We start from the raw sequence: 24,984 nt of genomic DNA on the forward strand, positions 1-24,984 counted from the left end.
GGGCCGCACCGCGCGAGAGGAACTGGGGAGAGGACAATGTCGGACGAGTCTGAACAGAAAAAGCGGTTGGATGATCCGCAAGTGCTGCTCAGCATTCTCGACAATTTGCCGACCTCGATCTTTGTCAAGGACGAGGACCTGAACTTCGTCTATTCGAACGCGGCCCACTGCAAGCTCATCAACCGCGAGGAGAGCGAGCTTCTCGGCCATTCCGACAAGGACTTCTGGCCGGAGGAAGCTGCCCGCCAGTTCGTCGAGCACGATTGGTCGGTGATCGACACGGGCGTTGAAAGCATCTCCGAGGAATTCGTGCCCGGGGACCGCGGTGAACCGCGCCCCTTGCTGACCCGCAAGGCCAGGCTCGTGGCGCCCGATGGCAAGACCTATCTGATCGGTACCAACACCGACCTCACCGAAATCAAGCACCGTGAGGATCAATACAAGGCACTCACTGAAACGGTGCCGGTGGGCGTGTTGCAGCTTGAGGAGGACGGCACCGTCGCCTTCGCCAACCCGCTGCTCAATGCCTATTGCGGTGGCGATGGCGCAGCGGAATCGAAATTCGACCTCATCGAACAGATCAAGGCCAAGCATCCGGAGTTTCCGGGCACCGCCTGCCGCTTCGAGACCGAGATTGCGGCAATCGGCATGCCCCGCCGCACCGTCATCGTCATCAGTTCGGGCTGGCTGTGGATCGGCGGCGAGAAGCGCTCGGCCATCATCAGCTTCGTCGACATCACCGAGATGACCGAGCTCCGCCGCATCAACGACGAGGTCTCGCGCCTCAACCGCGAACTCGCCGAAAACATGCAGCGCCTCAAGGAGGCGCAGGACGAACTCGTGAAGAAGGGCCGCATGGAGCAGCTGGGCCAGCTCACCGCCACCGTCGCCCATGAATTGCGTAATCCCTTGGGTGCTGTGCGCACCTCCGCCTTCCTGGTGGAGCGCAAGCTGAAGGGCAAGGGCCTCGACGTTGACGTACAGCTCGACCGCATCAACAAGGGCGTGATCCGCTGCGACAACATCATCACCCAGCTTCTCGATTTCTCGCGCACCCGCCAGCTCAACTGCCAGCCTGCCGATCTCGACCAGTGGCTGCTGCAGGTACTGGACGAGGAGGCGAAGAAGCTGCCCGCCGCCATCACCATCACCTGCGACCTCGGCCTTGAGGCGCATCACGTGCCGTTCGATCCTTCCCGCCTGCAGCGGGCCATCGTCAACCTCATCACCAACGCCTCGGAGGCGCTGGTGGGGCAGGGCGATGACAGCAGCAAGTTCGCCCGGCCAGATCCCAATATCACCGTCTCGACCAAGTTGCGCGATGGCGGCGCTGTCGTGACCGTGGCCGACAACGGCCCCGGCATTCCGCCGGAGGTGCTGGCGCGCATCCGCGAGCCGCTCTTCACCACCAAGAGCTTCGGCACCGGCCTTGGCGTGCCGGCCATCGAGAACATCGCCACCCAGCATGGCGGCCGCCTCGACATCTCGTCGATTCCTGGGCAGGGCGCGGTCTTCATGCTCTGGCTGCCGCTCGTGACACCCCGCCGCGAAGACGGCGAAGCCGCCGCCTGATCTCTTACGCCTGAAAAGAAAACGGCGGGAACCCGTCCCGCCGCTTCCGTCACATTCATGATTGCTTGCGCTTAGCCGATGGCCTTGGCGAGGTTCTTGTCCACCGCCTGGATGAAGCCTTCGGTGGTGAGCCAGGTCTGCTCCGGACCCACCAGCACGGCGAGGTCCTTGGTCATCTTGCCTTCCTCGATGGTGGCGACGGTGACGCGCTCCAGCGTTTCGGCGAAGGCCTTCAGCTTGTCGTTGCCGTCGAGCTTGGCACGGTGCTTGAGGCCGCCGGACCAGGCGAAGATGGAGGCCGTGGAATTGGTGGAGGTGGCCTTGCCCTGCTGGTGCAGGCGGTAGTGACGGGTCACGGTGCCGTGGGCGGCTTCCGCTTCCACCGTCTTGCCGTCGGGCGTCATCAGCACCGAGGTCATCAGGCCGAGCGAGCCATAGCCCTGCGCCACGAGGTCGGACTGCACGTCGCCATCGTAGTTCTTGCAGGCCCAGACATAGCCGCCGGTCCACTTCATGGCGGAGGCCACCATGTCGTCGATCAGGCGGTGCTCGTAGGTGATGCCGGCCTTCTCGAACTCCGCCTTGAACTCGGCGTCGTAGACGGCCTGGAAGATGTCCTTGAAGCGGCCGTCATAGGCCTTGAGGATGGTGTTCTTGGTCGAGAGGTAAACCGGGAACTTGCGCGACAGGCCGTAGTTCAGCGAGGCGCGGGCGAATTCCTTGATCGAGTCATCGAGGTTGTACATCGCCATGGCGACGCCGGAGCCCGGCGCCTTGAACACTTCCTTCTCGATCACTTGGCCGTCCTCGCCCACGAACTTGATGGTGAGGGTGCCCTTGCCGGGGAAGGTGAAGTCAGTGGCGCGGTACTGGTCGCCGAAGGCGTGGCGGCCGATGATGATCGGCTGCGTCCAGCCCGGCACGAGGCGCGGCACGTTCTTGCAGATGATTGGCTCGCGGAAGATCACGCCGCCCAGGATGTTGCGGATCGTGCCGTTGGGCGACTTCCACATCTGCTTGAGGTTGAATTCCTTCACGCGGGCTTCGTCCGGCGTGATGGTGGCGCACTTCACACCCACGCCGTACTTCTTGATGGCGTTGGCCGAGTCCACCGTCACCTTGTCCTCGGTGCGGTCACGGTTCTCCACCGAGAGGTCGTAGTAGTGCAGGTCGACATCGAGGTAGGGGAGGATCAGTTCCTTCTTGATCTGGTCCCAGATGATGCGGGTCATCTCGTCGCCATCGAGTTCGACGACCGGGTTGGCGACTTTGATCTTGTCCATGCTGACCTCTTTGTGCGGGGCGAAGAATTGACCGGGCTATAGCAGTGGCAGTGCCCCCCGGCAAATGCGACGGAAGGCGGAAGCGGGGCTGCCGCATTCCCCGGCAGGTGCATGGCGGACCTGTCTTTTCCGGGCTTTGACAGGGGCTGCCGGGCATGGCAGCGAGGCTCCATGGACACGCCGCAGCAGCCCTCCGCCAACGCCCTCTCGCATCCGGCCTACGTCAAATACATCTCGGCGCTCCTCTGCCACAGCTTCGCGGCGCAGATCATGACCATTGCCATCAGCTGGCAGGTCTACGACATCACCCGCAACCCCTGGGACCTCGGTCTGATCGGCCTGTCCCAGTTCCTGCCCGCCCTCATGCTGGTGCTGGTCACGGGGCTGGTGGCGGACCGCTTCAACCGCCGGGTGGTGATCGGCATCTGCCTGTTTGCCGAGATGGGCTGTGCGCTGGCCTTCGTGACTTTCACGCTGGCCCACCCGACACTGGTGTGGCCGATGTTCGCAATCCTCGCCGTCCTCGGCGTGGCGCGGGCCTTCCTCGCCCCCTCGGCGGATGCGCTTGCCCCCAACCTCTTGCCGCGGGAGGCCATTCCCCATGGCATCTCCCTCAACTCCATGTCGTGGCAGCTCGCCAACATCACGGGGCCGGTAGTAGGTGGGCTCCTCTATGGCATCGCGGGCGAGGTGGCCTATGCCACGGCGGCACTCCTTGCGGCGCTCGCCGTCGTGCTGGTCGTGCTGATCGGCCATACCGAACAGCGGAACCGCATCGAGGACACGACGATCCATTCACTGCTGGCTGGCTTCCGCTTCATCAAGTCGGAGCCGGTGGTGCTGGGCGCGATCTCGCTCGATCTCTTCGCCGTGCTGCTGGGCGGCGCCACCGCCCTGATGCCGGTCTATGCCCGCGACATTCTCAAGGTAGATGAACTGGGGCTCGGGTTGCTGCGCTCGGCGCCGGGCGTGGGGGCGGTCGTCATGGCGCTGTGGCTGTCGCGCTATGGCATCAAGGATCACGCCGGTCGCATTCTCTTCACCTGCGTGGCGGCCTTCGGCGTTTTCACGACCGTCTTCGGCTTTTCCACATGGCTGCCGCTCTCGCTCTTCGCGCTCGTGATGATGGGCGCCTTCGACATGGTGTCCGTCTATGTGCGCGAGACGCTGATGCAGTTGTGGACACCTGACGAGGTGCGTGGCCGGGTCAATGCCGTGAACCGCGTCTTCATCGGCGCCTCGAACGACCTGGGTGAATTCCGCGCCGGCTCGGTGGCGGCTCATCTGGGCGCCGTCACCGCAGTGGCTGCGGGCGGGGTGGGTACCGTCATGGTGGCGGGCCTGTGGAGCTGGATGTTCCCGGGTCTTCGCAGGGCACGGCGGCTTGAAGCGCGCGCCGATGCTAGCTGACCGAGTTTCCTGCCGCTCTGTCAGCAACACTCTTCCACAGACAGATCGTCAGCGGCAGCAGTTTGGAATTGATCCAAATCAACAGCGCCACAATCACACGGAATAGCATTTCCCTGTCAGGTTGAATCGCATTGCCAGTCCGCTTCACCTGATCCTGCAAAGGGAGCGGGGCAGGGATTGAGGCCGCTCCATCTTCAAGATGGTGCCTCATGCATATCAAAACATTCGCAATCGCGCTCATTGCCGGCGTGGCGCTCTCTTCCGCTGCACTGGCCGCTGATGACCTTCGTGCCAAGGCAACCGAAGCTTTCAAACCGTTACCGTCCACCATTCCCAGCGTGAAGAACAACCCGATCACGCCCGAGAAGATCTCCCTCGGCAAATCGCTCTTCTTCGATACGCGTATGTCGAAGTCTGGCGTCTTCAGTTGCAACTCCTGCCACAACCTCGCGACGGGCGGCGATGACAATCTGGAAACATCCATCGGCCACGGCTGGCAGAAAGGCCCGCGCAACGCACCGACGGCGCTCAACGCCGTGCTCAACGAAGCCCAGTTCTGGGATGGCCGCGCCGAAGACCTGAAAGCCCAGGCCAAGGGTCCGGTTCAGGCGGGAGTTGAGATGGCCAACACCGCTGATCAGGTCGTCGCTACGCTGAAGTCGATGCCGGCCTATGGCGAGGCCTTCAAGGTGGCGTTCCCGCAGGAAAAGGACCCGGTGACCTTCGACAACTTCGCCAAGGCAATCGAGGCATTCGAGGCGACGCTGATCACGCCTGCACCATTCGATGCCTACCTCAACGGTGATGACAACGCCTTGAGCGATGTGCAGAAGAAGGGTCTTGGCCTCTTCATCGACAAGGGGTGCTCTACCTGCCACAACGGCGTGAATGTCGGCGGCCATGGCTACTATCCCTTCGGTGTGGTCGAGAAGCCCGGCGGCGACGTGCTGCCCGCCAAGGACAAGGGCCGCTTCCAGGTGACGAAGACGGCAGATGACTCCTATGTCTTCCGGGCCGCGCCACTCCGCAACATCGCCCTCACGGCCCCTTACTTCCATTCCGGCAAGGTGTGGGACCTGAAGCAGGCGGTCGGCATCATGGGCACTTCGCAACTTGGCGCCAATCTCAACGATGACGAGGAAACGGCCATTGTTGCCTTCCTCGAATCCCTGACCGGCAAAATGCCGGAAGTGACCCTTCCCGTGCTGCCGCCCGAGACGGCGGATACACCGCGTCCGACGGGCGAAGTGAAGTAACGTCTCTTCGACATTGTGGCACTACGTCCAGTCATGGATGTGGTGCCCTTCTGTTGCGCCTGCCACAACTTCCTGCCGCTGGATTTCACGCCCGGACAGGCGCAACGTCGCGCGGGCCACAACACCCGGGAGGACGCGATGAGCCAATCGTCCGACATCCAGTTCAATGATGGTGCCGCCTACGAACGCCTGATGGGCCGCTGGAGCCGCAAGGTGGGCCGCGAGTTCCTCCGTTGGTGCAACGTTCCGGCAGGCGGCCGCTGGCTCGACGTGGGCTGCGGCAACGGCGCCTTCACCGAGGAAATCGTCGCTCATGCGCAGCCCAGTGCGGTGCAGGGGATCGATCCGTCGCCCGCCCAGATCGACTATGCCCGCAAGCGCCCCGGCGTGGGCCTCGCCCGCTTCGACGTGGGGGATGCCCAGGCGCTGCCCTATGGCAATGCCGAGTTCGATGCCGCGGTGATGGCCCTGGTCATCGCCTTCGTGCCCGATCCGGCCAAGGGCGTGGCCGAGTTGGCCCGCGTGCTGAAACCGGGCGGTCTTGCCGCCACCTACATGTGGGACATCCCGGCAGGCGGCGTTCCGACCGCGCCCTTCTACCGCACGCTGAAACAGATGGGCATGGATGCGGCCCAGCCGCCCAGCGCGGAAATCTCGGCCCGCGAGCCGCTCGAACGCCTGTGGCGCGGGGCGGGCCTTGCCGATGTTGAGATGACGGAATTCCGCATCACCGTGCACTTCATCGATTTCGAGGATTTCTGGCAGGCCAATACGCTGCCGGTGGGCCCGCAGGCGGCGCGCATCAAGGCGCTTGCGCCGGACCAGGTGGACGAGCTGAAGCGGCGCCTCCGCGAGCAGCTCAAGCCGGCAGCCGACGGCAGCATTTCCTACGAAGCGGTGGCCAATGCGGTGAAGGGCCGGAAGCGGGGATAGCGCCTAGGCGGCGTCGCAACGCGCTCGTTCTTCACACGTCACCCCCGCGGAGGCGGGGGTCCAGCTTTTTGATTCCGGATGGTGATCAGCAAAGCTGGGTGCCCGCCTTCGCGGGCATGACGGCAAGTTTCGAATCCTCTTTCCGACGGGCGGAACAGGCGCTATCCCGCAGGCCATGGCTGGCACGGACAAGACCAAGGAACAGGCATTCGGACCCGCACCGTCGGTGGTGCTGGTCAATCCGCAACTGGGCGAGAACATCGGCATGGCGGCGCGCGCCATGGCGAACTTCGGCCTGTTCGATCTCAAGCTCGTCGATCCACGCGTGGGCTGGGACCGGGAGAAGGCGCAGGCGGCTGCCTCCGGCGCCCACGAGACAGTGGAAAAGGCCAGCGTTTACAATACGCTGGAAGAGGCTCTGAAAGAGGTACATTACGTCTACGCCACCACCGCCCGGCCGCGCGGCATGACCAAGGAAGTGCTGACGCCGGAACAGGCGGGCCTCGACATGCGGGCCCGCATCGCCCGGGGCGAGAAGGTGGCCATGATGTTCGGGCGCGAGCGCTTCGGCCTCAACAACGACGAGGTCTCGCTCGCCGACGTGATCGTGACCGCTCCCGTCAACCCGGCCTACGCCTCGCTCAACATTGCCCAGGCCGTGCTGCTGATGGGTTACGAATGGTTCAAGCACGAGGCGACGAGCCTGGGGCAGGCGACGCCGGAACTGCCGGCGCTGGAAGGCCCCGGCCTGCAGATGCCGGACACGCGGCCTGCCACCAAGGATGAGCTTTACGGCTTCTATGATCATCTCGAGCGCGAGCTCTGGGAGGTGGGCTTCTTCAAGACCACCGAGAAGCGCCCGGGCATGCTGCGCAACATCCGCAACATTTTCGCCCGCACTGCACTCTCGGCGCAGGAGGTGAGCACGCTCCGCGGTATCATCTCGTCGCTCACCCGCGTGCATGAATTGCGCAAGCAAAAGCGCTCAGCCGAAGAGACCTGACACATCATGACCACCCGGCCGCGCATCCTTCTCTTCGACTCCGGAATGGGTGGCCTCACGGTGGCCCGCGCCGTTGCCCGGCAGCTGCCCGAAGCGCATCTCGTCTATGCCGCCGACAATGCGGCCTTTCCCTATGGCGCCTGGAAGGAACAGGACCTCGTCAAGCGCATCGTCATGGTGATCGGCCGCCTCATCGATCTCACCAGGCCCGATGTGGTGGTGATCGCCTGCAACACCGCCTCTACCATCGCGCTTGCCGATCTTCGTGCTGCCTACAGGGTGCCTTTCGTGGGCACGGTGCCGGCGATCAAGCCTGCCGCAGCACAAACGAAGACCGGCGTCATTGGCGTTCTCGCGACGCCCGGCACGGTGAGCCGCGAGTATACCCATTCGCTCATCCACACCTTCGCCTATCACTGCAAGGTGGTGCTGCACGGCGCGCCGCATCTCGCCGAGATTGCCGAGCGCAAGCTTAAGGGCCATGCCATCGACATGGATGAACTCCGTGCCGAGGTGGCGCCGGTCTTCAGGAAGCGTGACGGCAAGGCGACCGACGTCGTGGTGCTGGGCTGTACCCACTATCCCTTGCTGACGGAAGACATCGAGAAGGTGGCACCGTGGCCCGTAACCTATATCGATCCCGCTCCCGCCATTGCCCGCCGCACCGCCGATGTGGTGGAGGAAACGCCGCTCGAGGGTCCGGATGCCACGGTGCCTGCCCATGGCACGGTTGTGCTCACCTCGGCGCGGGGCAGCGCCTCGGAAACGCTGGCCGCCTATGGAACGATGGGTTTCCCGAAGCACATGGTGCTTGATCTTCCGGCCTGAGCCTCAGCGGTAGATCCCGAGGGTCAATCCGCGCACGAGGTGCTTCTGCACAACGAGCACGAAGAGGAATGCAGGGATCAGCGCCGTCGTGGTCAGCGCCGAGATGAGCCCCCACATGTTCATCACCAGCACGCCGGCCTGAACCGGCATCAGCCGCATGTTCTGGGTGAGGAAGAGCGAGAGCAGGAATTCCGTCCACGAGAAGATGAAGCAGAGGATGGCCGTTGCGGCGATGCCGCCCTTCATCAGCGGCAGGATGACGTGGCGGAAGGTCTCGTAGCGCGTGGCGCCGTCGAGGCGCGCCGCTTCCGTCACTTCCAGCGGAACGTCATCAAGAAAGGATTTGAGCAGCAGCACGGCGAAGGGCAGGTTGAGCGCGGCATGGGCCAGCGCCACGCCGAGGCGCGTGTCGAGCAGGCCCACCGTGTGATAAAGGCCGACCAGAGGAAAGACGATGGCGATGGGCGGCATGAAGCGCTGCAGGATCACCGTGTTGCGGAGCGTCTTCTGCCAGCGGAAGGTCATCTGCGAAAGGGCATAGGCGAGGGGCAGGGCGGCGCTCGTCACGATTGCGGTCGAGAGCAGGGCGACGAGGGTGGAATCGACCAGGCTGTCACGCGAATCGAAGATCGTGCCTTCAACGCCGAGGATGACAAGGGCGAAGTTCGAGAGTGTGAAAGAGAAGTCCATGCTGAGGAAGCGCGGCAGGTCGAGCAGCACATCGGCGGGCGTGAAGGCCGAAAGGCCCCACCAGACGATGGGCAGCATGTAGAGCATGACGAGGAGAAGGGCTGCGGCGTCCCGGATCCGGGTTTTCAGGTGAGGCATGTCAGCGGCAGGCTAGGCCCCGGAGCCCGTGCCGTCCATGCCCAGATCAGTGGGCTTCGGGCTGCCAGTGGCGGGCGACAAACAGGGGGAGGGTGTCCATGGTCCGGTCTAACGCCCCAAAATCCGTCATGCCCGCGGAGGCGGGCAACCAGCTTTGGTTGAGCCGGGGTCGGACTTCCGAAGCTGGGCCCCCGCCTTCGCGGGGGTGACGGCTCTCATGGGGGTCCCATTTGACACCGCCCCCCATTTCCCCTAGGAAGCCCACGACCGCAGGGGAAACCCTGCGTTTTGCTTGCCCGTGACGCCTTTTGAGGCGTCTGTCGGCCGGGAGACCGGTGTCAGAGGAGGGTGGGCTCCAACCAACCCGTTGGAGCTGTAAAGAAGGCGAGGTCCACCCCTCGGCCAGCTTCGCATCTCCATCATTTTTGAGAGCTGTAAATGACAAAGCGTTCAAACGCCAAGTACAAGATCGATCGCCGCATGGGCGAAAACATCTGGGGCCGCCCGAAGTCCCCGGTGAACAAGCGTGAATACGGCCCCGGCCAGCACGGCCAGCGCCGCAAGGGCAAGATGAGCGACTTCGGCACGCAGCTGCGCGCCAAGCAGAAGCTCAAGTTCTATTACGGCAACCTGTCCGAGCGCCAGTTCCACGGCCTCTACGTGGAAGCCATCCGTCTCACGGGCGACTCGTCCGAGAACCTGATCGGCCTCCTCGAGCGCCGCCTCGCCACCATCGTGTACCGCGCCAAGTGGGTGCCGACCGTGTTCGCTGCCCGCCAGTTCGTGAGCCATGGCCACGTCAAGGTGAACGGCAAGCGCGTCACCATCGGCTCGATCCGCATCAAGCCGGGCGATGTCGTGGAACTCACCGACCGCGCCAAGGAAATGGCCTCGGTGCAGGAAGCGCAGGCCTCGGCCGAGCGTGACACCCCCGACTATCTCGAAGTGGCCGGCGGCCAGGTGAAGCTCACCCGCGTGCCGTCGCTCTCGGAAGTGCCGTATCCGGTCCAGATGGAACCGAACCTGGTGGTGGAATACTACTCGCGCTGATTTTTCATCAGCTGCACGGAATGCGAAGGGCGGGATTTTTCCCGCCCTTTTGTTTTGGAGTTCAAACGACCGCGAGGATGCGCGCCGGGCCGCCCGTGCCGCCGCGATGGGTGGGGGCGCCGACGAACACCGTTGCACCCGTTGCCGGCAACCGGTCGAGGTTCGCCACGCATTCCACGCCGAAACGGCCGCCGCCCAGCCAGGCATAGTGAACCGCGAAATCCGTGGAGTTTCCGGGATCGAGCGACAGCGTATCCACCGCAATGCCCGCCACGCCCATCTCTGCGAGTAGATCGGTGGCGGCCTTGCTGAAGCCGGGAAAGGCGAGCTTGCCGTCCGGCGTGTTGCGGAAAGAGGCGCCCGGCGCCTTGGCTCCCCAGCCTGAATGCATGGCGAAGCAGGCGCCTGCGGGAATGGCGCCATTTGCGGAGATCCAGCGCTCGATGTCTTCCGGCATCACCATGGCGTTCACCTCGTCCTTCGCCTTGGCGGTGATGTCGATCACGCAGAGCGGGCAGAGCAGCTTCTGCGGATCAAGTTCGGAGAGCGAGGCGCCATCGGCCGAGAAATGCAGCGGCGCATCCACGTGCGTGCCGGTGTGTTCGAAGATGGTGAGGCGGAAGAGATTTGAGCGGTCGCGGCCGAACTCGTTGATCGCCTTCATGGTGATGCCGGGATGGCCGTCATAGGTGGGGAAGGCGTCATCATAGACGTGGGTGAGATCGACGACGCGGCCCGTACTGCGGGCGAGATTGTCCCGCGCCGCGCCGGTACCCGCCGCGCGTGATTGGGCAGCGGCCACCGCCGAGCGTTCAAAGGCGGTAGGGTGGGTGCGGACCGAGGCCCGCACGCTCTCCATGAGACAGGTGTTGCACATGCGTACTCTCCTCGCGTGGGAGAGCACGCTAGCTTTTTCTCAGTGTAGCCGCCACTCCGCGTCGACGGTGCGGAATTCGGACGGCTTGATGATCGAGGCGTGGGCGACGCGCACGCTGTGCAGCGGGCCATCGAGATTGCGTTCCCAGAAATCCAGGAACTCCTTCAGGCGGGGGAACTTCGGGGCGAGGTCGTAGTCCTGCCATACGAAAGTCTGCAGGATGCTGCGGTGGTCGGGCATACGGTAGAGGATTTCCGCCGTCGTCAGGCTCCACCCCTTCATCCGCTTGTCGAAGTCGCTGCAAGTCGTGGCCGTCATGCACAGTCTCCTTTCCATTCGGGCAAGAGAAATGTCCGCGAAGACTCACTGTCCGTCAATCCCGTGAATGAAGGATTAACGAGTGATTTCAGCGTATTAGCAGCCAGTCTGGAAGAGTGCTGCCAAGCCCGTCAGAGCTGGGCGGCGATCCACGTGGCGAAATCGAAGTTGGGGCGTTCGAGATGGGACAGCGGGCCGGGCTCGGCCAGCGACGAGAGCACGCCGCGGTAGACACGCTCGGTGCAGCCGCGGTCTTCCACGTTCACCTCGTCGAGCAGCGTCTTCAGTTTGGTGAAGTGCTGGTCGACATCGGCATCCTGCATGAAGTCCTTCGACATGCCGCCGCCGAAGATGATCTTCACCTGGCCCGGACCTTTCGGATGGAGCGAGAGATACCAGAAGTAGCCGGGGGTGAGCGTGATGAGCAGCGAAGGATAGATCGCCAGCAGGTAGGTCATGCGGCGGCGGTCGCCGGTGAGCTTCGTGTTGCTGGGGTGGGCGAGCGCGATCTTGAGGCGGTCATCCTTCAGGATGGTGTGATAGTTGAAGGTGGCAAGCCCCGGCGGGCAGACCATCTCGTCCAGCTTCGAGAGGCCGCCGATGGTGCCCGCATGGCAGACGGGCAGGTGGTAGCTCTCCATGAAATTCTCGGCCAGCACCTTCCAGTTGGTGTTCCACACATGCTCCTCGCGGAAGGCCTCGGTGTAGTTCGCCATGTCGTAGTCGGCGATGTGGCTCTCGACCTCGGCGAACTGCTGCGAAGGCTCGGGGATGTCCGGATTCAGCGTCACCATGATCCAACCCAGCCAATCGACGCAGCGGATCTGTGGCAGGCAGAGCGTGTGGTGGTCGAAGGTCTCGTTCTGCTTCATCGCCGCGGCGGCGCGGAGCTGACCGTCGAGGGCATAGGTCCAGCCGTGATAGGGGCAGACGATGGCATTGACGTGGCCCTTGCCCTCGAGCAGCACCGACATGCGGTGCAGGCAGACATTCGACTGCGCCCTCAGGCCGCCTTCGCGGTCACGGATCACCATGATGGGCTGGCCTGCCAGTTCGGCGGTCACGTAGTCGCCCGGGTTGGCCAGCGAGGAGGCGCGCCCCAGCGAGAACCACTGCTTGGCGAAAATGTCGCTCACCTCGCGGGCGGCGAATTCCTCCGAGGTGTAGACCGACTTGGGCATGGCCTTGGCGCGGTTGAAGGGCACCGAGACATTCGCCTTCAGTTCGGCGACGGGATCGAAACTGTGGTCATGGGCATTCATCGGACGACTCCTCGTCAGGACAGTTTCGAGAGAACCTTCTTCACCGAAGGGCGCTGCGCCATCGCCGCCTTGTGGGCGCTGAGCTTGGGGAATGTGGAGAGATCGACGCCGTCGCCCTCCATCCAGAGAGTGATGATGTGCAGGTAGGGATCGGCCACGGTGTAATGGTCGCCCATCACCCAGGGTCCGGCGAGGTATTCGGTCTCGATGATGCGGGCGCAGTCGGTCATGTTGCTGGCGACCTTGGCCTTCATGGTTTCGATTGCTGCGGCATCGTCGCTCCAGCGGTGGCCGCGCAGCTTGTGGGCGTGGGCCACGTGCACGGTGGAGGCGAGATAGGCGTTAAAGGCCTGGAGCTTCGCCAGCTCGAAGGGGTCCGTGGGGGCGAGCTTTGCCGCCGGGTGCGTCTGCGCCACATAGAGGAGGAGGGCGACGGTTTCCGTGAGAACGCCTTTGTCGGTCACCAGCACCGGCACGCGGCCTTTGGGGTTGACCTTCAGGAACTCGGGTGAGCGCTGCTGTCCGCCGGCGAGGTCAACCACCACGTCCTTGTAGTCCGCCCCTGCATCTTCAAGGGCGATCTGGGTGGCGACGGCGCAGGATGTGCCGCCGGAACGGTAGAAGGTCAGCATGGCGTTCTCCTTGTCTGAAGGTGAACGCTATCACGGCTTGACCGAAACGCCAGTGCCGGACCGGACAAGGCTGGAATGTGGTTTTGGGGGCGTTCCTGCGTTGCTTAGTTATTCAACCGTCATTCCGGACGCGCGCCTCGATCGAGCGAAGCGAGATGTCGCGCGCGAGCCGGAATCCAGCTTTGGTTGATCACTGGTGCGGAGGAAGAAGCTGGGCCCCCGCCTTCGCGGGGGTGACGGACAAGTTATAGCTCAATTCCCCCGTCATTCCGGACGCGCGCCTTGATCGAGCGGAGCGACATGTCGCGCGCGAGCCGGAATCCAGCTTTGGCTGATCACTGGTGCGGAGGAAGAAGCTGGGCCCCCGCCTTCGCGGGGGTGACGGTCATGAGGGGATCCGCAGCCTCTCAAGCGGCGGCCACGCCCTTTTCCTTCAGCAGCCCGGCAAGTTCGCCCGACTGGAACATCTCGTACATGATGTCGGCGCCGCCCACGAATTCGCCCTTCACGTAGAGCTGCGGGATGGTGGGCCAGTTGGTGTAGTCCTTGATGCCCTGGCGGAGTTCGTCTGACGCGAGCACGTTCACGTCCTTGAACGGTACGCCGAGGTGCTGGAGGATCTGCACGGAGCGGCCGGAGAAGCCGCACATCGGCATCTGGGCGGTGCCCTTCATGAAGAGCACGACGTCGTTCGTCTTCACGTCGTTGTCGATCTGGTCGTGGATGGTGGTCATTGGATCAGTCCTGTGGTGCTGAGGTTGTGAGTGCGAGGGCGTGAAGCACGCCACCCATGTTGCCCTTGAGCGCGGCATAGACCATCTGGTGCTGCTGCACGCGCGATTTGCCCTTGAAGGCCGCCGAGATGACGGTCGCCGCATAGTGGTTGCCGTCGCCGGCCAGATCCTTGATCTCGACCTGCGCGTCCGGCAGGCCTTCCTTGATGAATTTCTCGATATCGGCGGCAGACATGGCCATGGAGGCGGAGTTCCCTTCTTGTGATGCCCTAAATAGGCCGTATTGGACCCGTTTTCCAGTGTGGCCCGCCGTCGCCGGGTCAGTGCATGCCGGGGGGGCTGTATTGATCAGGGCACAGGGCGGCACTACAAAGAATTTCTCATTTGAACGGGTCCGATTCATGCTGCTTTCCCGCCGCTCCCTTCTTGCCGCCGCTGCCGGGCTCGCCTTGCCCCGCGCCGCCCGCGCCGACGAGCCCTATCCCGTCAACATGGATGAGTGGAAGAAGCTCCCTTACAAATTCCAGCGCCAGCAGATGGCCTTCGAGACCACCGAGCCCCCGGGCACGGTGGTGGTCGATCCGCGCAAGTGCTTCCTCTATCTCGTGCAGGATGGCGGACAGGCGCTGCGCTATGGCGTGGCGGTGGGCAAGTCGGCCCATGCCTGGGAGGGTGAGGTCATCATCCACGACATGAAGGAATGGCCAACCTGGACGCCTGCACCCTATCACATCAAGACCAAGCCTGATCTCGCCAAGTGGTTGCCCGGCGGCATGCCCGGCGGACCGGATAACCCGCTCGGCGCCCGCGCCATGTATCTCTTCAAGGGCGAGGTGGACACCATCAACCGCATCCACGGTGCGGCGCATCTGGGCGACATCGGCAAGAAGGCGACCGCTGGCTGCATCGGCATGCTGAACGGTGACGTGATCGACCTCTACACCCGCGTGCAGGTGGGCACGCGCGTGGTGATGCTCAAGAAGTCGGGCTTTTTTGGCTAGCGCATCGGGCGAGCAAGTGGGTACCACTTGCGACGCGAAAGAGGCGCCAAAACTAAACTTCGCCCTGCATCAGCTTCGGCAGCCATCCCTCGTGGGCGTCACGGAGGGCTGAGAGCGCAATCGACGTGCTGCCGGTCTTCACCGTCTGCTCCTTGGTCACTGTACCGATGCGGATGACATCGATCCCCTGCACATGGGCCTGGGTGATGATCTTGGCGGCCTCCTTGGCCGGGCAGGTCAGCACGTAACGCGACTGGTCCTCGGCATAGAGCTTCACGTGGTCCATGGCGTCGAGGGTGGCACCCAGGTTGCCGGCGAGCGCCATCTCGATCACCGCCGAGACGAGGCCGCCATCCGAAATGTCATGCACCGCGGTCACGGCTTCGGCGTTGATCAGCCCACGGACGAAATCGCCATGCTTGCGCTCTCTGGCAAGATCGACAGGCGGCGGGGCGCCATCCTCGCGGCCATGGATTTCGCGCATGTAGATGGTCTGGCCCATGTGGCTGCCGTGGCCGCCGAGAAGCAGGATGGCATCGCCGTCGTTCTTGAAGCGAACGGTCGCCATCTTGGTCCAGTCGCGGATGAGCCCGACGCCACCTATGGTGGGCGTGGGCAGGATCGCCTGTCCGTTGGTCTCGTTGTAGAGCGAGACGTTGCCCGAGACGATGGGGAAGTCGAGGGCCCGGCAGGCTTCGCCGATGCCTTTGAGGGCAAATACGAACTGGCCCATGATCTCCGGGCGTTCGGGATTCCCGAAGTTGAGGTTGTCGGTGACGGCGATGGGCTCGGCGCCCACAGCCGAGAGATTGCGCCAGCATTCGGCCACGGCCTGCTTGCCGCCCTCGAACGGATCGGCCTCGACATAGCGCGGCGTCACGTCGGAGGAGACGGCAATTGCCTTCTTGTCGGAGATGCGCACGACGCCGGCATCGCCGCCAGGGATCTGCGCGGTGTTGGAGCCGATCAGCGAGTCATACTGTTCCCACACCCAGCGGCGCGAGGCCATGTCGGGTGAGCCCACGATCTTGAGGATGACCGCCGCAAGGTCATTGGGGGCAGGGACATCATCTGCTTTCAAGACGGCGGGCTTCTTTGGCTCCACCCACGGGCGGTCGTATTCGGGGGCCTCGTCGCCCATGGCCTTGATCGGCAGGTCGGCCTTCACTTCGCCCTGGTGCTTGATGACGAAGCGCAGCGTGTCGGTGGTCTTGCCGACGATGGCGAAATCCAGTCCCCACTTCTTGAAGATCGCTTCCGCTTCCTTTTCCTTCTCAGGGCGGAGCACCATCAGCATGCGCTCCTGCGACTCCGAGAGCATCATCTCGTAAGCCGTCATGTGGCTTTCGCGGCAGGGCACCTTGTCGAGATCGAGTTCGATGCCGAGGTCGCCCTTGGCGCCCATCTCAACGGCGGAACAGGTGAGGCCGGCAGCGCCCATGTCCTGGATGGCGATAACCGCGCCCGAGGCCATGAGTTCGAGGCAGGCTTCGAGCAGGCACTTCTCGGTGAAGGGGTCGCCCACCTGCACGGTCGGGCGCTTTTCTTCGGCCTTGTCGTCGAATTCGGCCGAGGCCATGGTGGCGCCGTGGATGCCGTCGCGGCCCGTCTTGGCGCCGAGATAGACGACCGGCAGGCCAACGCCTTCCGCCTTCGAGTAAAAGATCTTGTCGGTGTCGGCGATCCCCACTGCCATGGCGTTCACGAGGATGTTGCCGTTGTAGCGGGAATGGAAGTTCACTTCGCCCGCCACCGTCGGCACGCCGAAAGAGTTGCCATAGCCACCCACGCCCGCAACCACGCCGCCCACGAGGTGGCGCGTCTTCGGATGATCGGGCGCGCCGAAGCGGAGCGCGTTCACCGCCGCGATGGGGCGGGCGCCCATGGTGAAGACGTCACGCAGGATGCCGCCCACGCCCGTCGTGGCGCCCTGATAGGGTTCGATGAAGGAGGGGTGGTTGTGGCTCTCCATCTTGAAGATGATGGCCTGCCCATCACCCACGTCGACGACGCCGGCATTCTCACCCGGGCCCTGGATGACGCGCGGCCCCTTGGTCGGCAGTTGCCTGAGCCACTTCTTTGATGACTTGTAGGAGCAGTGCTCGTTCCACATGGCCGAACAGATGCCGAGTTCGGTGAAGCTCGGCTCGCGCCCGAGGAGCTTGACGAAGTGGTCGTATTCGTCGGGCTTCAGGCCATGGGCCTTGACGACATCGGGGGTGATCTTGGGTTCGGTTTTGGCACTGCTCATGGGCGGGCTTTAGAGCCGCGCGCGGCGAATCTCAAACCCATTGTTGGGGCTGTTGAAGCACCACTATTCTGGCCGTCACCCCCGCGAAGGCGGGGGCCCAGCTTTCAGCCTCCACCCCGCAAGAAGCTGGATTCCGGCTCGCGCGCGACATCTCGCTGACGCTCGATCAAGGCGCGCGTCCGGAATGACGGAGGGGAAGGTGGGATGCGCGTCCGGCATGACGGCGGAAGGGTGGTGCGCGTGGACAAAAAAACCCGGCGGAAGCGTGCTCCCGCCGGGCTGGCAAGCCGGATGAAACGGCTTACTTGTGCTTCTTGATGAAGTCGGCGAAGGCGGCGAAGAAGCCGGTGAAGAAGTCCTTCGAGGCGGCGACGATCTCGCCCTTGTCATCGACCACCGTATTGGCGTTGGCGACATAGGCTTCCGGCTGGCCGAGGGTCGGCATGTTGAGGAAGGCCAGCGTCTGGCGCAGGTGATGGTTGGCGCCGAAACCCGCGATGTTGCCGATCGAGGTCGAAATGATGGCGGCAGGCTTGCCACCCCACTTGCTCTGGCCCCACGGGCGCGAGGCCCAGTCGAGGGCGTTCTTGAGGGCGGCCGGGACCGAGCGGTTGTGCTCGGGCGTGGCGAAGAGAACGGCGTCGGCGGCGGCGATCTTGTCGCGGAAGGCCTTCACGGCGGCGTCGCCCGCTTCGGTGTCCTGGTTGAAGAGCGGCAGGTTGCCGATCTCGACGACCTCGAACTTCAGGGTCGAGGGGGCCAGTTTGCTGGCGGCGTTGAACACCTTGCGGGTGAAGCTGTCCTTGCGAAGGCTGCCGATGATGACGGCGACGTTGTAGGCCATGGTAAGCAACTCCAATGTTTAATGTAATGGCGTCGGTTACGTATAGGGCCTCGGGACCAATTTCAAGTGCCAGTATGGCGCAGGGTGGATTTTTCACCTGCGGTTGTTTGTCCACCGCCGGCGTCGCGGCTTCCTAAGGACTGTTGCCAAGCTTCCTTCCAGGCCAGCGCCTTGGGGGCGGGTGTTTCGCAGGGCCGCTCTGCAGGATCGAGGCAGGCCCAAAGGGTGAGCATTTTCATGGGCATATTCCTTTTCGCATATCGCCCGGAGAAACTCCGGTGGTCAAACAGTCAGGAAAGGCCTCCCTGGCACAGGGGCGGCTGGGACGGCGACTGAAGCCGGATCCCTGTGCCAGGGCCAGCGGGCGACGAGACCAATCCCGGGCCCGATGGTCGTGGTGCGTCAGCGGTAGTAACTCGGGGTGGTGTCGACGGTTGCGAAGCGGATGCTGCGCAGGTTGTCCTGCATCGCCATGTCTTCCAGCATCGTCTCCATGCGGCCCATCAGCCGCTGGGTCGAGTTCACGAGGTTCTCGTCGATCTCGGGTTCTTCGCGGTTACGCTTGAAAAGGTTCTGGAACATCTCTCTCTCCAACTTGCTCCAACTTTTTTCGCCGTCCCACACCGTCACCGGCGTGTGGTTGCATTGGGCCCTATTTGATCGTGTTAATCTACCGTTAACACCGATCGAGGTTCAGGACCTGTTAACCGCGGAGCTTGAGTTTTGGGAAAGATTGGCTCGAAACGTTTTGTTAACCGCCCTTGGCGGCATTGGCCTGTGGCGCAGAAACCCTTGCAACACGGGCCAAAAGCCGCTGCTGCGCGGCCGATGCTTCGGCCTCGTTTGCAGCGTCGCTCTTGCGGCCGAGCAATTTCGAGATGAATTTTGTCATGTGCAGAAGCCTCACGTAACCTCAGGCTGTTCTGCCACGGGCAGCGTCAGGAACCGCTAAAATTCGAGCTTTCGGGAGTCTTAACGGATGTCACGGTTGCCGAAGCGTTACGCCGCGAGCAGGCCCTCGAAGAGGGGGCGGCAGTCGGTCTTGCCGTGGATGGGCTCGATCATGTTTTCCGGATGCGGCATCATGCCGATGACGTTGCCGGCCTCGTTCATGATCCCGGCGATGTCATTGGTGGCGCCGTTGGGATTGGTGCCGTCGGCATAGCGGAAGACCACCCGGTTCTCGCCCTCGAGGCGCTTCAGTGTCTCGGGGTCGCAGAGATAGTTGCCTTCGCCGTGGGCAACGGGGCAGGAGACGGTGCTGCCCTTGGCCATGCGGTTGGTGAACCACGTCGTGTTGTTCTCGATGCGCAGCTTCACTTCGCGGCAGACGAAGTGCAGGCTTGCGTTCCGCACCAGGGCACCGGGCAGGAGACCCGCTTCGGTGATGATCTGGAAGCCGTTGCAGACACCAAAAACCTTCAGTCCCTTCAAAGACTTGGCCTTCACATCTGCCATGATGGGTGAACGTGCCGCGATGGCCCCGCAGCGCAGGTAGTCGCCATAGGAGAAGCCGCCCGGCACGACCACGAGATCGACCTTCGGCAACGCGGTTTCCGTGTGCCACACGGCGACCGGCTTCACCCCCGTCGTTGATTCGAGTGCGCGCATCATGTCGCGCTCGCGGTTGATTCCGGGGAAGACGATGACGGCGGATTTCATGGTACTGGCATCCGTGGGAAAAAGGCCCGAAGGCCCGGGAAATTCTGGCGCTTCGCTTAGCGGATCACGGGGGATTCACAAAGTGGGAACTTCACGGTTTTCCGCCAAGGAATTCCGGAGTAAAGCGCGGGTCTCTCCGGGGGCGGAAAAGGTCGGTTGTCATGGCCCGAGAGGGCATCTTGAAGCGCTTTCGGCGGCGGCGGGCCATGCCTCTCACCGGCGTGCAGAAGCTTGCGCTCGTGCTCGTGCTGGTGGGCGTGGTTTCGGCCCTCGGCATCGTCGGCCTGCTGGCCTTCCGCCAATCGCAGATCAAGTTCTACATGGACGTATCCGCCACCATCACGGAACTCGACGAGCACTGCGATGTCACCGGCAAGGCACAAGGCGGCGCGGGCGAAACCATCACCTCGATGGACTGCGACGCAGCGGGCTCACTTCTCAGCAACAATTCCGGCCAGGCCTTCAAGGTGGTGCGCGCCGGCACCGTGACGCTTTCCTATCAGGCGAGCGGCCTCGAGCAGAAGGTGAAGCTGCCCACCTCCGCCTTCGATCCCGAGAAGCTGGCCCAGGGCGGCAAGGTGATGATCTACGTCAATCCCAACCGCCTCAACGACGTGAAGACGGACATCACCTGGGGCGACCTCGTGCGCTCGCTCCTCTTCATGACGGGCTCGATCGTGCTCGCCTTGCTGGGCCTCATTCTCTACCGGATGGCCGCACCCGTGCCGGTGCAGCGCAAGTCGCGCCGCCACGCCCGCCGCGCGCCGTCGCTCGGCGATGGGGATGAAGACGAGGATGATGACGACGATTTGTATGAGGACGATGAGGCCGAGGAGGGCGAGCCGCCGCTCCGCGCTTTCGACGAGGATGAAGACATCTTCGAACCGATGCCGCCCCGCCCACCGCCACGCAAGCGCGTGGGGATGTAGGGCGCAATCGCAATTGCTCCTATGCCGTCATTCCGGACGCGCGCCTCGATCGAGCGCGAGCGAGATGCCGCGCGCGAGCCGGAATCCAGCTTTGGTGGATTGATGTACGAAAGAAGCAGCTGGGCCCCCGCCTTCGCGGGGGTGACGGAGTAACTCGGACGACTATTTCATCCCGTCATTCCGGACGCGCGCCTTGATCGAGCGTAAGCGAGATGTCGCGCGCGAGCCGGAATCCAGCTTGGGTCGATCATATGTGCGAAAGAAGCAGCTGGGCCCCCGCCTTCGCTAGCGGTGACGCATCTTTTCTACCCCAGCTCGATGGCGTAGTTCTCGATCACCGTGTTGGCGATGAGCTTCTCGCACATGGCCTTCACTTGGGCTTCCGCCTTGGCGCGATCGGTCTCTGCCAGCTCGATCTCGAAGTACTTGCCCTGGCGTACGCCGTTGACGCCGTCGAAGCCCAGCGAACCAAGCGCGCCTTCGATCGCCTTGCCCTGAGGGTCCAGAACGCCGGTCTTGAGGGTGACTTTGATCTTCGCTTTCATGGTCAGTCGTTCTTCACAAGTTTGAGGCTGCGTTCCACGATCTCGCCCTGCTGGATGATGCCGAGGCGCTTGGCCACTTCCTGATAGGCCTCCACCAGCCCGCCCATGTCGCGGCGGAAGCGGTCCTTGTCGAGCTTGTCGTTGGTCTTCGAGATCCCAGAGGCGGCAGTTGTCGGGGCTGATCTCGTCGGCCAGCACCACGCGCATCATGTCGTTCTCGTAGTAGCGGCCGAACTCCAGCTTGAAGTCGACGAGGCGGATGCCGATGCCGAGGAAAAGGCCGGAGAGGAAATCATTGATGCGGACGGCCATGTGGACGATGTCGTCCATCTCCTGGGGCGTGGCCCAGCCGAAGGCGGTCACGTGTTCTTCCGTCACCATGGGATCGCCGAGCTTGTCGTTCTTGTAGTAGAGCTCGATGATCGAGCGCGGCAGCTGCTTGCCTTCCTCGATGCCGAGACGCTTCGAGATCGAGCCGGCGGCGACATTGCGCACCACCACTTCGAGCGGAATGATCTCCACTTCGCGCACAAGCTGTTCGCGCATGTTGAGCGAGCGGATGAAATGGGTGGGCAAGCCCATCTCGTTGATCTTGGTGAAGAGGTATTCGGAGATGCGCTGGTTGAGCACGCCCTTGCCCTCGATCACCGCCTTCTTCTCGGCGTTGAAAGCAGTGGCGTCATCCTTGAAATGCACAACCACGGTGCCGGGCTCCGGACCCTCGTACAGGATCTTGGCCTTGCCCTCGTAGATGCGGGTGCGCTTGTTGTTCATTCTGTAAATCCTCAAAGACGCTCTCTGCCTTCTTGTAACTGGCGCGGTGTGCCCCGGACAGGCCTCTGGCCCGGGACGCGCACTGGCCCGACGTTTACCACGGCAGGGGCCTGACACACATGGAATATGGGGTGGGGTGGAAAAACTCGCTGCGCCCTATAGGGCAGAATGCTGCGGCGCACAACGGCGATGATTCAGGGCGGGGTTCGGGGCCTTCGGCCTGGGCTTCCGGGGGCAGGGCAGGGTGGCCCGCCACGAGGGTACCGGAAGCGCCCAAGTCCCTGCCTTGAAAAGGGGAATCGACATTACGAAATCGGAAATTGATTTGCCGCTGCCTCATGCTATGGGGAGGCCATATCTGGGAGACACACGATGACGACATTCGACAAGCGCGAGGAGAGCTTCGAAAAGAAGTTCGCCCACGACGAGGAACTCCGCTTCAAGGCCACCGCCCGCCGCAACAAGCTGCTGGGTCTCTGGGCTGCCGAGAAGCTGGGCCTCTCGGGCGCTGCCGCCGAATCCTACGCCAAGGAAGTCGTCGCCGCCGATTTCGAAGAGGCGGGCGATGATGACGTGGTGCGCAAGGTGCTGAAGGACTTCACCGCCAAGAACGTGAGCCAGTCAGAGCATCAGAATCCGCCGCACCATGGACGAACTGATGGCCGAGGCGATCCAGCAGATCAAGGCACAGGGCTGACGCCGGTGTCGGGTGCTTCCTTCGCGCTTCGCAAGCGGCTGGCCACGGGCGAGCTGCTCATCTTCCCGTGGGTAGGCACGCCCGGCGCACAGCTTGCCGGGCAGATCGCCCGGCTCGGCTTTCCCGCCGTTGCCCTCGACCTGCAGCACTCGACGATCGACATGGGCGAGGCCGCGCAGATGGTGGCCGCCATCAATGCCGTGGGTGTGCCGTCGATCATGCGTGTACGCTGGAATGATCCCGGCATCGTCAACTCCGCCCTCGACATGGGCGCGGCCTGCGTGATCGCGCCGATGACCAATTCGGTGGAGCAGGTGAAGGCGCTGGTGAAGGCCGCGAAGTATCCGCCCGTGGGGCAGCGCTCCTGGGGCGGTTACACCATGCTGCAGTCGGCGGGCGTGAGCGCTGGCGACTATCTCAAGCAGGCCAATCACGAGACCCTCGTGCTCGCCATGATCGAGACGCAGGAAGCCCTCGACAACGTGGAGGCGATTGCCGCCGTGCCGGGCCTTGATGGCCTGTTCGTCGGCCCGAGCGATCTCTCGATTGCGCTGTCGAACGGCGCCAAGATCGACCGTCTGGGGCAAGGCACGCTCGACGCCATGAAGAAGGTCGTCGCTGCAGCGAAGAAGCACAAGCTCATCGCCGCCGCCTTTGCCGGCACCGCCGATGGCGTGAAGGCCTATGCCGAGATCGGCTTCACCTTCCTCGCCGGCCCCACCGATACCGAACTCATGCGCATGGGCACGGCATCGTTCCAGGCCAGCCTGAAGGGCTGAAGTCAAAGGTCTATCTATTCTTCCGTCATTCCGGACGCGCGCCTTGATCGAGCGAAAGCGAGATGTCGCGCGCGAGCCGGAATCCAGCTTTGGCAAAGGAAGCTGGGCCCCCGCGTTCGCGGGGGTGACGATTGTGAAGCCACAGTCCCGTTCATGCGTGGGCCATGACGGGAAGAGGAGAGACCCATCTCTCGCACCCCGGACCCGGCCGCGCGCCCATCCTTCCATTTGACGGCCCCGGCCATTCGGGCGAAAAGCCTTGTCATGGACAAGCCCGACACCACGCTGAACCCCGCGCATGCCGCCATTCTCGACAAGCTGATTGCGCTCGTCCACGCGGCAGGCCCGCTCGAGGCCCAGACCGACAAGTATTTCACCAACACCTCGCGTATCGTCGCGGCCCATGGCGACACGGAAGTGACCTTCGCGGTGTTCATGCGCCGTCGTGTCGTTGCGGCTCTTGAACCTGCGATCCGGCTCGCCCGCGCGTTGGTGCCCGACGTGAAGATCCGCCGTCTCGTGCAGGAAGGCGAGGTGGTGCCCTCTGAACGCAAGCTCATGGAAATCACCGGCTCCATGAAGAAGCTCTCGGAAGTGGAAACCGTGCTGCTGCAGAAGATCGGCTTTCCGTGCGTCTGCGCCAACAACGCCTACGAGATGTGCCTCGCCATGCCGGACTCAGGATTCATGGACATGCACGCCCGCCACGCCTCGGGCGCGGAGATGAACATCCTCGCGGCCTATGGCGCCATGGTGGGCTCGGTCGCGGCGCGCCGCCACAACGCCAAGGCCAAGGGCTTCATCGGTTCCTCGCAGGATCTCGACTGCGCCCTTCTTCGGTGCAGGCGGCGGCATGGGCACCATGCCCCACGCACTCGTGGGCTACACCGGTGGCGACGTGCTCGCCGCCATGAAGCTCTTCCACGACACCATTCCCGAAGCGAAGTCGCTCACTGCACTCGTCGACTACACCGGCCACGAGATCACGGATTCGCTCCGCTGCGCCCGCTGGTTCTACAAGGAGCAGAAGCTCGACAAGGAGGGCAAGTCCTTCGGCATCCGCCTCGATACCCACGGCGGTCGCTTCTCGGAAGGCCTCGACTACGAGAAGTCGGTGGATGTGGTCGGCCACTGGCTCAAGGTCTCAGGCGAGTACAACATCGTGGAACAGGTGCTGGGCGGCCGCGCCTTCCAGCTGGACCCCGGCAACATCCTCGTCGACAAGGTGCGCCGCATCCTCTTCGGCAAGGGCGTCTCGGTGGCGGCGATCATCCATGCCCGCCTGGCCCTCGACAATGCCGGCTATCCGGATGCGCAGATCGTGGGCTCTTCCGGCTTCAACCCGGAGAAGTGCCAGATCATGGGGGCGGCGCGCGCACCCCTCAACATGGTGGGAACTGGTTCCTTCCTGCCTGCCACCTTGACCGAGACCTATGCCACGGCTGATATTGTCTCCTACGGCGGAGAGAGGCGTGTGAAGGTCGGACGGGAGTTCCTGTTCGACTGACCCCAGACA

Annotated in this window: 28 protein-coding genes and 2 pseudogenes; 13 read left to right on the plus strand and 17 right to left on the minus strand. The window is 63.4% G+C overall.

Annotation, left to right across the window (positions count from 1 at the left end):
- The first annotated feature begins 36 nt into the window (after positions 1-36).
- Entirely contained in the window at positions 37-1,572 is a 1,536-nt protein-coding gene (locus QM801_RS05820) for an ATP-binding protein (RefSeq protein WP_415018269.1), read from the plus strand.
- Between the two features lie 71 nt (positions 1,573-1,643).
- On the opposite strand, the gene QM801_RS05825 is transcribed toward QM801_RS05820, so the two are convergent.
- Positions 1,644-2,855, minus strand: coding sequence for an NADP-dependent isocitrate dehydrogenase (locus tag QM801_RS05825; RefSeq protein ID WP_415018270.1), 1,212 nt, complete (start codon positions 2,853-2,855; stop codon positions 1,644-1,646).
- Positions 2,856-3,026: 171 nt separating this feature from the next.
- Here QM801_RS05825 and QM801_RS05830 point away from each other — a divergent pair, with 171 nt between their 5' ends.
- The 5 genes from QM801_RS05830 (at position 3,027) to murI (ending at position 8,285) form a co-directional block, all read left to right on the plus strand.
- On the plus strand, positions 3,027-4,265 hold the full coding sequence (locus QM801_RS05830) for an MFS transporter (protein WP_415018271.1): 1,239 nt from the start codon (positions 3,027-3,029) through the stop codon (positions 4,263-4,265).
- 209 nt (positions 4,266-4,474) lie between these two features.
- Positions 4,475-5,521, plus strand: coding sequence for a cytochrome-c peroxidase (locus tag QM801_RS05835; RefSeq protein ID WP_415018272.1), 1,047 nt, complete (start codon positions 4,475-4,477; stop codon positions 5,519-5,521).
- A gap of 138 nt (positions 5,522-5,659) precedes the next feature.
- On the plus strand, positions 5,660-6,454 hold the full coding sequence (locus tag QM801_RS05840) for a class I SAM-dependent methyltransferase (protein ID WP_415018273.1): 795 nt from the start codon (positions 5,660-5,662) through the stop codon (positions 6,452-6,454).
- 175 nt (positions 6,455-6,629) lie between these two features.
- Complete coding sequence (locus tag QM801_RS05845; protein WP_415018274.1) at positions 6,630-7,457, plus strand: RNA methyltransferase; 828 nt, start codon at positions 6,630-6,632, stop codon at positions 7,455-7,457.
- 6 nt (positions 7,458-7,463) lie between these two features.
- Positions 7,464-8,285: a glutamate racemase gene (gene murI / locus QM801_RS05850; RefSeq protein ID WP_415018275.1), complete on the plus strand. Its 822-nt coding sequence runs from the start codon at positions 7,464-7,466 to the stop codon at positions 8,283-8,285.
- Between the two features lie 3 nt (positions 8,286-8,288).
- On the opposite strand, the gene QM801_RS05855 is transcribed toward murI, so the two are convergent.
- Positions 8,289-9,113 (minus strand): carbohydrate ABC transporter permease, encoded by an 825-nt coding sequence (locus QM801_RS05855; RefSeq protein ID WP_415018276.1) that lies wholly within the window; start codon positions 9,111-9,113, stop codon positions 8,289-8,291.
- Positions 9,114-9,551: 438 nt separating this feature from the next.
- Here QM801_RS05855 and rpsD point away from each other — a divergent pair, with 438 nt between their 5' ends.
- Complete coding sequence (gene rpsD, locus QM801_RS05860; protein WP_415018277.1) at positions 9,552-10,163, plus strand: 30S ribosomal protein S4; 612 nt, start codon at positions 9,552-9,554, stop codon at positions 10,161-10,163.
- Positions 10,164-10,224: 61 nt separating this feature from the next.
- On the opposite strand, the gene QM801_RS05865 is transcribed toward rpsD, so the two are convergent.
- The 4 genes from QM801_RS05865 to QM801_RS05880 form a co-directional block, all read right to left on the minus strand.
- Positions 10,225-11,040, minus strand: a complete 816-nt coding sequence (locus tag QM801_RS05865) for a cyclase family protein (RefSeq protein ID WP_415018278.1) — start codon at positions 11,038-11,040, stop codon at positions 10,225-10,227.
- 39 nt (positions 11,041-11,079) lie between these two features.
- Entirely contained in the window at positions 11,080-11,358 is a 279-nt protein-coding gene (locus tag QM801_RS05870; RefSeq protein ID WP_415018279.1) for an usg protein, read from the minus strand.
- A 131-nt stretch (positions 11,359-11,489) separates the two neighbouring features.
- Positions 11,490-12,620, minus strand: a complete 1,131-nt coding sequence (locus QM801_RS05875) for an aromatic ring-hydroxylating oxygenase subunit alpha (RefSeq protein WP_415018280.1) — start codon at positions 12,618-12,620, stop codon at positions 11,490-11,492.
- Between the two features lie 14 nt (positions 12,621-12,634).
- Complete coding sequence (locus QM801_RS05880; protein WP_415018281.1) at positions 12,635-13,252, minus strand: glutathione S-transferase family protein; 618 nt, start codon at positions 13,250-13,252, stop codon at positions 12,635-12,637.
- On the opposite strand from QM801_RS05880, the gene QM801_RS05885 reads away from it, so the two are divergent.
- Positions 13,251-13,442 (plus strand): hypothetical protein, encoded by a 192-nt coding sequence (locus QM801_RS05885; RefSeq protein WP_415018282.1) that lies wholly within the window; start codon positions 13,251-13,253, stop codon positions 13,440-13,442. The two genes, QM801_RS05880 and QM801_RS05885, sit on opposite strands and share 2 nt — an antisense overlap.
- A 217-nt stretch (positions 13,443-13,659) precedes the next feature.
- Here the strand turns inward: QM801_RS05885 and grxD are convergent, their stop codons facing one another.
- Both grxD and QM801_RS05895 read right to left on the minus strand, forming a co-directional pair.
- Positions 13,660-13,986 (minus strand): Grx4 family monothiol glutaredoxin, encoded by a 327-nt coding sequence (gene grxD, locus QM801_RS05890; RefSeq protein WP_415018283.1) that lies wholly within the window; start codon positions 13,984-13,986, stop codon positions 13,660-13,662.
- Between the two features lie 4 nt (positions 13,987-13,990).
- Positions 13,991-14,227 carry a BolA family protein gene (locus tag QM801_RS05895; protein ID WP_415018284.1) on the minus strand — a complete coding sequence of 79 codons (237 nt, stop codon included), beginning with the start codon at positions 14,225-14,227 and terminating at the stop codon, positions 13,991-13,993.
- Between the two features lie 160 nt (positions 14,228-14,387).
- Here QM801_RS05895 and QM801_RS05900 point away from each other — a divergent pair, with 160 nt between their 5' ends.
- A complete protein-coding gene (locus QM801_RS05900) occupies positions 14,388-14,987 on the plus strand; it encodes a L,D-transpeptidase (RefSeq protein ID WP_415018285.1) in 600 nt (199 codons plus the stop codon).
- A gap of 52 nt (positions 14,988-15,039) precedes the next feature.
- On the opposite strand, the gene purL is transcribed toward QM801_RS05900, so the two are convergent.
- The 6 genes from purL to purQ form a co-directional block, all read right to left on the minus strand.
- Entirely contained in the window at positions 15,040-17,238 is a 2,199-nt protein-coding gene (purL, locus tag QM801_RS05905) for a phosphoribosylformylglycinamidine synthase subunit PurL (RefSeq protein WP_415018286.1), read from the minus strand.
- A 301-nt stretch (positions 17,239-17,539) separates the two neighbouring features.
- Positions 17,540-18,082: an NADPH-dependent FMN reductase gene (locus QM801_RS05910; protein WP_415018287.1), complete on the minus strand. Its 543-nt coding sequence runs from the start codon at positions 18,080-18,082 to the stop codon at positions 17,540-17,542.
- Between the two features lie 62 nt (positions 18,083-18,144).
- Positions 18,145-18,321, minus strand: a complete 177-nt coding sequence (locus QM801_RS05915; RefSeq protein WP_415018288.1) for a hypothetical protein — start codon at positions 18,319-18,321, stop codon at positions 18,145-18,147.
- Positions 18,322-18,484: 163 nt separating this feature from the next.
- Positions 18,485-18,664 (minus strand): hypothetical protein, encoded by a 180-nt coding sequence (locus tag QM801_RS05920; protein ID WP_415018289.1) that lies wholly within the window; start codon positions 18,662-18,664, stop codon positions 18,485-18,487.
- A 169-nt stretch (positions 18,665-18,833) separates the two neighbouring features.
- Positions 18,834-18,974, minus strand: coding sequence for a hypothetical protein (locus QM801_RS05925; protein WP_415018290.1), 141 nt, complete (start codon positions 18,972-18,974; stop codon positions 18,834-18,836).
- 107 nt (positions 18,975-19,081) lie between these two features.
- The gene (gene purQ, locus QM801_RS05930; protein ID WP_415018291.1) at positions 19,082-19,744 is read right to left on the minus strand and encodes a phosphoribosylformylglycinamidine synthase subunit PurQ; all 663 of its coding nucleotides are present in this window, start codon (positions 19,742-19,744) and stop codon (positions 19,082-19,084) included.
- A gap of 179 nt (positions 19,745-19,923) precedes the next feature.
- Between purQ and QM801_RS05935 the strand changes: the two genes are divergently transcribed.
- Entirely contained in the window at positions 19,924-20,673 is a 750-nt protein-coding gene (locus tag QM801_RS05935) for a hypothetical protein (RefSeq protein WP_415018292.1), read from the plus strand.
- Between the two features lie 305 nt (positions 20,674-20,978).
- Here the strand turns inward: QM801_RS05935 and purS are convergent, their stop codons facing one another.
- The gene (gene purS, locus QM801_RS05940; RefSeq protein ID WP_415018293.1) at positions 20,979-21,218 is read right to left on the minus strand and encodes a phosphoribosylformylglycinamidine synthase subunit PurS; all 240 of its coding nucleotides are present in this window, start codon (positions 21,216-21,218) and stop codon (positions 20,979-20,981) included.
- Between the two features lie 2 nt (positions 21,219-21,220).
- Positions 21,221-21,992, minus strand: a pseudogene (gene purC, locus QM801_RS05945) (phosphoribosylaminoimidazolesuccinocarboxamide synthase).
- 372 nt (positions 21,993-22,364) lie between these two features.
- Here purC and QM801_RS05950 point away from each other — a divergent pair.
- Entirely contained in the window at positions 22,365-23,468 is a 1,104-nt protein-coding gene (locus QM801_RS05950; protein WP_415018294.1) for an ATPase inhibitor subunit zeta, read from the plus strand.
- Between the two features lie 264 nt (positions 23,469-23,732).
- Positions 23,733-24,074 (plus strand): annotated as a pseudogene (locus QM801_RS05955) (hypothetical protein); the annotation flags it as partial.
- 72 nt (positions 24,075-24,146) lie between these two features.
- Here the strand turns inward: QM801_RS05955 and QM801_RS05960 are convergent.
- Positions 24,147-24,323 (minus strand): hypothetical protein, encoded by a 177-nt coding sequence (locus tag QM801_RS05960; RefSeq protein WP_415018295.1) that lies wholly within the window; start codon positions 24,321-24,323, stop codon positions 24,147-24,149.
- A 7-nt stretch (positions 24,324-24,330) separates the two neighbouring features.
- Between QM801_RS05960 and QM801_RS05965 the strand changes: the two genes are divergently transcribed.
- A complete protein-coding gene (locus QM801_RS05965; RefSeq protein ID WP_415018296.1) occupies positions 24,331-24,975 on the plus strand; it encodes a hypothetical protein in 645 nt (214 codons plus the stop codon).
- Positions 24,976-24,984: the final 9 nt, after the last annotated feature.

It is taken from the genome of Aestuariivirga sp., assembly GCF_047600585.1.
Taxonomy (GTDB): Bacteria; Pseudomonadota; Alphaproteobacteria; order Rhizobiales; family Aestuariivirgaceae; genus Aestuariivirga.

What these genes read in the sequence shown, in the direction of transcription:
- QM801_RS05820 (WP_415018269.1), top strand. Translation starts at nt 37, where the DNA reads ATGTCGGACGAGTCTGAACAGAAAAAGCGGTTGGATGATCCGCAAGTG.
- QM801_RS05825 (WP_415018270.1), bottom strand. Translation starts at nt 2,855, where the DNA reads ATGGACAAGATCAAAGTCGCCAACCCGGTCGTCGAACTCGATGGCGAC.
- QM801_RS05830 (WP_415018271.1), top strand. Translation starts at nt 3,027, where the DNA reads ATGGACACGCCGCAGCAGCCCTCCGCCAACGCCCTCTCGCATCCGGCC.
- QM801_RS05835 (WP_415018272.1), top strand. Translation starts at nt 4,475, where the DNA reads ATGCATATCAAAACATTCGCAATCGCGCTCATTGCCGGCGTGGCGCTC.
- QM801_RS05840 (WP_415018273.1), top strand. Translation starts at nt 5,660, where the DNA reads ATGAGCCAATCGTCCGACATCCAGTTCAATGATGGTGCCGCCTACGAA.
- QM801_RS05845 (WP_415018274.1), top strand. Translation starts at nt 6,630, where the DNA reads ATGGCTGGCACGGACAAGACCAAGGAACAGGCATTCGGACCCGCACCG.
- murI (WP_415018275.1), top strand. Translation starts at nt 7,464, where the DNA reads ATGACCACCCGGCCGCGCATCCTTCTCTTCGACTCCGGAATGGGTGGC.
- QM801_RS05855 (WP_415018276.1), bottom strand. Translation starts at nt 9,113, where the DNA reads ATGCCTCACCTGAAAACCCGGATCCGGGACGCCGCAGCCCTTCTCCTC.
- rpsD (WP_415018277.1), top strand. Translation starts at nt 9,552, where the DNA reads ATGACAAAGCGTTCAAACGCCAAGTACAAGATCGATCGCCGCATGGGC.
- QM801_RS05865 (WP_415018278.1), bottom strand. Translation starts at nt 11,040, where the DNA reads ATGTGCAACACCTGTCTCATGGAGAGCGTGCGGGCCTCGGTCCGCACC.
- QM801_RS05870 (WP_415018279.1), bottom strand. Translation starts at nt 11,358, where the DNA reads ATGACGGCCACGACTTGCAGCGACTTCGACAAGCGGATGAAGGGGTGG.
- QM801_RS05875 (WP_415018280.1), bottom strand. Translation starts at nt 12,620, where the DNA reads ATGAATGCCCATGACCACAGTTTCGATCCCGTCGCCGAACTGAAGGCG.
- QM801_RS05885 (WP_415018282.1), top strand. Translation starts at nt 13,251, where the DNA reads ATGGCGTTCTCCTTGTCTGAAGGTGAACGCTATCACGGCTTGACCGAA.
- QM801_RS05880 (WP_415018281.1), bottom strand. Translation starts at nt 13,252, where the DNA reads ATGCTGACCTTCTACCGTTCCGGCGGCACATCCTGCGCCGTCGCCACC.
- grxD (WP_415018283.1), bottom strand. Translation starts at nt 13,986, where the DNA reads ATGACCACCATCCACGACCAGATCGACAACGACGTGAAGACGAACGAC.
- QM801_RS05895 (WP_415018284.1), bottom strand. Translation starts at nt 14,227, where the DNA reads ATGGCCATGTCTGCCGCCGATATCGAGAAATTCATCAAGGAAGGCCTG.
- QM801_RS05900 (WP_415018285.1), top strand. Translation starts at nt 14,388, where the DNA reads ATGCTGCTTTCCCGCCGCTCCCTTCTTGCCGCCGCTGCCGGGCTCGCC.
- purL (WP_415018286.1), bottom strand. Translation starts at nt 17,238, where the DNA reads ATGAGCAGTGCCAAAACCGAACCCAAGATCACCCCCGATGTCGTCAAG.
- QM801_RS05910 (WP_415018287.1), bottom strand. Translation starts at nt 18,082, where the DNA reads ATGGCCTACAACGTCGCCGTCATCATCGGCAGCCTTCGCAAGGACAGC.
- QM801_RS05915 (WP_415018288.1), bottom strand. Translation starts at nt 18,321, where the DNA reads ATGAAAATGCTCACCCTTTGGGCCTGCCTCGATCCTGCAGAGCGGCCC.
- QM801_RS05920 (WP_415018289.1), bottom strand. Translation starts at nt 18,664, where the DNA reads ATGTTCCAGAACCTTTTCAAGCGTAACCGCGAAGAACCCGAGATCGAC.
- QM801_RS05925 (WP_415018290.1), bottom strand. Translation starts at nt 18,974, where the DNA reads ATGACAAAATTCATCTCGAAATTGCTCGGCCGCAAGAGCGACGCTGCA.
- purQ (WP_415018291.1), bottom strand. Translation starts at nt 19,744, where the DNA reads ATGAAATCCGCCGTCATCGTCTTCCCCGGAATCAACCGCGAGCGCGAC.
- purS (WP_415018293.1), bottom strand. Translation starts at nt 21,218, where the DNA reads ATGAAAGCGAAGATCAAAGTCACCCTCAAGACCGGCGTTCTGGACCCT.
- QM801_RS05950 (WP_415018294.1), top strand. Translation starts at nt 22,365, where the DNA reads ATGACGACATTCGACAAGCGCGAGGAGAGCTTCGAAAAGAAGTTCGCC.
- QM801_RS05960 (WP_415018295.1), bottom strand. Translation starts at nt 24,323, where the DNA reads ATGCCGCCGCCTGCACCGAAGAAGGGCGCAGTCGAGATCCTGCGAGGA.
- QM801_RS05965 (WP_415018296.1), top strand. Translation starts at nt 24,331, where the DNA reads ATGCCCCACGCACTCGTGGGCTACACCGGTGGCGACGTGCTCGCCGCC.